The 232-nt window shown below is 26.7% G+C and carries 1 protein-coding gene; it reads right to left on the bottom strand.

The annotated features are described in order from the left end of the window. On the bottom strand, positions 1-232 hold a 232-nt coding region (locus tag NUM_RS38010; protein WP_207128153.1), incomplete at both ends, for a cytochrome c oxidase subunit II transmembrane domain-containing protein.

Here is a 232-nt window from a genome sequence, read left to right as displayed (position 1 = left end):
AACTTTAATTGTTAAAGAAGGTGAAATAACTTCATCCATTAAATATAATAATCTAAATGAAGGGAAAGCAATTGCAATAAGAACAAGAGCAGGAGTAATAGTCCATATTAATTCAAGAACTGTTCCATGTACTAAATATTTAGCAGCAAAAGCGTTTTTAACTGAAGAAAAGTAATACATAATAGAAAAAATAAACCAGAAAACTCCAACACTAATAACTACTAAATAGAAA

This window comes from Actinocatenispora comari, assembly GCF_017312725.1.
GTDB classification, from domain to species: Bacteria; Actinomycetota; Actinomycetes; order Mycobacteriales; family Micromonosporaceae; genus Actinocatenispora; species Actinocatenispora comari.
Note: the sequence above shows the minus strand (reverse complement) of the source record. Positions and strands in the feature narration are given on the sequence as shown.